Consider the following 3,687-nt stretch of genomic DNA (forward strand, 5'->3'; position numbering starts at 1 on the left):
ACTCGATTGTCTATCTTTTGGTATTAACCTGTTGATGCCTTAAGTCCTTCCCTATATGGATTTCAGCTACTTTTGAGCGTAGTTGCTCTCATCGAATTTTATTTTAAGTTAATTATTTGCATAACAATTCCCGAAGAGCCTCCGATTCAAAAATTTAAATTTTCAGGGTTTCCATAAATTGACAGGATTATCAACTAGAAACAGAGTAACCATTCAGGGGGAGCAGGAAAAAAACTGATAGCTGCCTCCTGTCTCCTGTCTCCTGAACTCCCTAACCTAAATCTCGGTCTTTAGTGACAGTAATTTCCTTAGATAAATGTCGATACCAAGTAAAATAGAGACCGATGGAAAGCAAAAGAAAAACCAAAGCCAAAATCTTCAAACTTTGCCACTGCTTGATGATTAAAACAATCCCCATCATAAAGAGGACTAATTGCCAAGGAACGGTGAGAAAAGCGGCAATGATATCCCGTTGATTTTCCGCTTTAATTTTTGCCTGTAGGTTAGGTTTAACACTGTGACGGACTTCTCCCCAAAAGCCAAAAGGTCGGGTAACATTATAGAAATTTTCCATAACTAAAATATCGGTGGGAGGAGTTAACAAAGTAGCGATAATACAGCCAGCTAAAGCGAACAAACTCGGCACAAGAAAGAGAATAAGTTCCTGATATTGACTGTGACGAAAGAAAGGTAAAATTATCGCTTGTGAGGCAATAGCCGCAATCATTCCCGCTAAAGTTCCCACGGCAAAACCATAACCATTAAAGCGCCACCAATACCAACGTAATAGGAGAGGAACTGCTAATCCCACCCCTAATCCCGTGGTTAACCAACCCCAAATATCATTGACATTTTGGATATTAAAACTCAAAACTAAGCCAATTACTACCACAAAAACCGAGGCCAGACGACCTTGAAAAACTAACTCCTGTTCTCCCGCATTTGGTTTCAAAAAAGCTTGATAGATATCTTTGACCCAATAGGCAGCACTAGCGTTAATAACTGCGTTAAAAGTGGACATAGCTGCCGCTAAAAAAGAAGCAATTAATAACCCTTTCATCCCCACAGGAATATATTGAGTAATAACCGTGGCCAGAATTCTTTCCGGATCTGTAATCGTGCCTTTAGTTAAACCGTAGTGAATACCTAAAACCGCAAAAGCTGTGACTAGCGGCCAACGGAAAGAAAGCAGAACAATCCAGAATAAAGATAATAAACCGGCATCTCGATCGCTTTTGGCGGCTAGATATCGTTGTAACATATATCCACCGCTGCCGCTGCAACCTTCGATGATGGTTTTAACTAAATAAAAGAAAATCACCCCACCAAACAAATTAAAGATGGCATAATCTCCGGGTAAATCCAACGTCAGGGAGGGAAAAATACTCGCCCATTCGCTTAAATTCCAAGTTTTTGGCTCCGCTGCCCCTGGAATTGCCACCGTGAAACTATCGGGAAGATTAACAGTAAAAAAGGCCACTGTCGATACATAAATTACCGCCACAAAAATCAGAAAACCTTGAAATAAATCGGTAATTACCCCACCATAAAAACCACTGGCCACCGTATAAATCAAGGTTAGAAGAATCAATATCACCGAAGCAAGACGATCATCCATACCCAGAAACTGCCCTAAAAATTTCCCCCCCGCAACGGAGAAATAACTCATCGCACCGATAGAGAATAAGAGAGTGGCGACGGCGCTAATAATTCGGGCAAAATTCCCCTGTTTTCCAGTTCCAAAGCGAAATTGCATCCATTCCGCCATGGTCATAACTTGGGCGCGGCGATTCCATTTGCCCATAAAAGCCATGAGAAAGGCCATAATTAGGACGACACCGCCGCGGATTTCGATAAATAGTCCTTTGGGTCCGACGGCGTAAATTAGGGCAGAAATGACCATAGTTCCCGCTAAATCGGTGTTAGCTGCCATTCCCGACACCCCTAACATCCACCAAGGCAAATTGCGATTACCTAAAAAGTAGGATTCTAGACCTTGAGAAGCTTTTTTCTCGGCTATAATCCCGATTATTAGGGTTGCTGCCAGATAAAGCAGGATAATTACATAATCAATTAACTGCATAGTTGAGATCAATTTAACTTTCGATCGTTATAGCATCAATTGACTACGATTTCTGGCTAACGGTTTCTTTTTCTAAGATTTGCACCCGTTGCTCTAGCTTTTTTAAATCTTCCTTTATTTCAATTACTAAAGTAGCTAAACGCTGGAACAGTGGGTCACTTTCCCCGACTACTTCCCCATTTACTATACCTGTTCCCGATCGCCGTTGGGGAATGGGAGCGGCATTTTCCCCGCGGATGGATATTCCTCGAATCTGACTTTCAAGGCGCTCGACTCGATTGCGGAGACTAATTAACTCCGATCTTACCGCCGTATCCGATTGTGCTTTGCTGGCATTAACAAAACTCAGTATTAGCAAAAGGGAGATAATCAGAGTTAAAAAGCCATAAAAAGAGATTTTAGCTAATTTCATCGATTTTACCTCCTATCTATCTTACCCAACTTAATGTTAAGAAACGTGGCTAAATCTAAAGCTTGATTGCAATTCCGCCCCCGGGTGATTAGTTGCTCAAAAGAGGATGATAAGGTAAAAAACACGATTTTGTCGAAATTTGGCCTTATCTCTATGTATAAAAACTCAGATAAAGATTTTCTCGGAGCGGCAATCACAGCCGGTTTAGGTGCGGGAATCGTCACTTCCTTTGCTGTCAATCAAGGACAAGACATCGGTACAGCTTTAGGAATTACCGCTTTAGCGGCTGTTTGCGGTGTTATCTGCCGTCATTTTGACCTAATGTGATGCAATCTTCCTCACACCTCCAATTCTGCCGAAAAATCCTGTTTTTTCTCGTATTGATAGGGACCGAGCAGAGCACCCCAAATTCCCTTACCAGTGCCGGGATCTAGGCCTTTATCGTAGGTTTTTAGGCTATGACTCGTCACCTCGAAACCTAAAGCCACCTGATAGGTTGTACCCTCATAGGTGAATTGACAGCGCTGTTCCGGTTGCGGTTGGGCGATAAACTGGTATTGATGATCAGCGAGAGTATGGACTTGAACCGCTAAAGTGCAAGTAGGCAGGAAAGTTAGGTCTTCTAAGCTAATTTTTCGCAAAATATCGGGATTTTTGCCCGCACCTTGCACGGATTTCAGGTCATTAAACATATAATGCCTAACCTCTAACCCTCCCGATTCCGAGCGCGTTAATCGCCACAGTCGCGGTCGGTAGGGTTGGTCTAAATTGATGATACTGGCTTGTTCGGCAAAAAGCGCGATGCTGTCTTCCCGAAATAAAGGCAGCGGACGCAACCATAAACGCAGGTGAACGTACCACACCGGTTCTGCTTGCGCTTGCCGTTGATTTTCAAATTCACCCGCGAGATACCGACCGAAAGTGATTAATTCAGGGGTCATAGGTCAAAAAATTCTCCTTATTGCCTCAAAATTAATCCTAACACCCATAGAACTCACTTTTTTGACAAAAATGACCTTCAGGCTACCAGAACCCGCTTAAACCCGGCTATTCCCCCTTTAGTGTACCAATATTCCCAGCGACCGCCAGCAGCACTAGACCAATCCTTGAGGTCAAATTTACCGCTGCCGGAGGGAGTTCCCGCGATGCGATAGACTTTCACCGCTTGACCGTTATTATTCCAGATTAAAGG

At 43.0% G+C, this 3,687-nt stretch carries 4 protein-coding genes and 1 pseudogene; 1 reads left to right on the forward strand and 4 read right to left on the reverse strand.

From position 1 onward, the window contains the following. Positions 1-271 precede the first annotated feature (271 nt). Together PX481_RS23800 and PX481_RS23805 are read right to left on the reverse strand one after the other, a co-directional pair. The gene (locus PX481_RS23800; RefSeq protein WP_288024581.1) at positions 272-2,083 is read right to left on the reverse strand and encodes a sodium:solute symporter family protein; all 1,812 of its coding nucleotides are present in this window, start codon (positions 2,081-2,083) and stop codon (positions 272-274) included. A gap of 43 nt (positions 2,084-2,126) precedes the next feature. Continuing rightward, positions 2,127-2,495: a hypothetical protein gene (locus PX481_RS23805; protein ID WP_002758318.1), complete on the reverse strand. Its 369-nt coding sequence runs from the start codon at positions 2,493-2,495 to the stop codon at positions 2,127-2,129. Between the two features lie 153 nt (positions 2,496-2,648). On the opposite strand from PX481_RS23805, the gene PX481_RS23810 reads away from it, so the two are divergent. Next, positions 2,649-2,822 (forward strand): hypothetical protein, encoded by a 174-nt coding sequence (locus PX481_RS23810; protein ID WP_002739017.1) that lies wholly within the window; start codon positions 2,649-2,651, stop codon positions 2,820-2,822. 11 nt (positions 2,823-2,833) lie between these two features. Here the strand turns inward: PX481_RS23810 and PX481_RS23815 are convergent, their stop codons facing one another. Continuing rightward, positions 2,834-3,436 (reverse strand): chromophore lyase CpcT/CpeT, encoded by a 603-nt coding sequence (locus tag PX481_RS23815; RefSeq protein WP_288096402.1) that lies wholly within the window; start codon positions 3,434-3,436, stop codon positions 2,834-2,836. A gap of 77 nt (positions 3,437-3,513) precedes the next feature. Beyond that, positions 3,514-3,687, reverse strand: a pseudogene (locus PX481_RS23820) (peptidase S51); the annotation flags it as partial.

Source organism: Microcystis sp. M53603_WE2 (assembly GCF_030065435.1).

What these genes read in the sequence shown, in the direction of transcription:
- PX481_RS23800 (WP_288024581.1), bottom strand. Translation starts at nt 2,083, where the DNA reads ATGCAGTTAATTGATTATGTAATTATCCTGCTTTATCTGGCAGCAACC.
- PX481_RS23805 (WP_002758318.1), bottom strand. Translation starts at nt 2,495, where the DNA reads ATGAAATTAGCTAAAATCTCTTTTTATGGCTTTTTAACTCTGATTATC.
- PX481_RS23810 (WP_002739017.1), top strand. Translation starts at nt 2,649, where the DNA reads ATGTATAAAAACTCAGATAAAGATTTTCTCGGAGCGGCAATCACAGCC.
- PX481_RS23815 (WP_288096402.1), bottom strand. Translation starts at nt 3,436, where the DNA reads ATGACCCCTGAATTAATCACTTTCGGTCGGTATCTCGCGGGTGAATTT.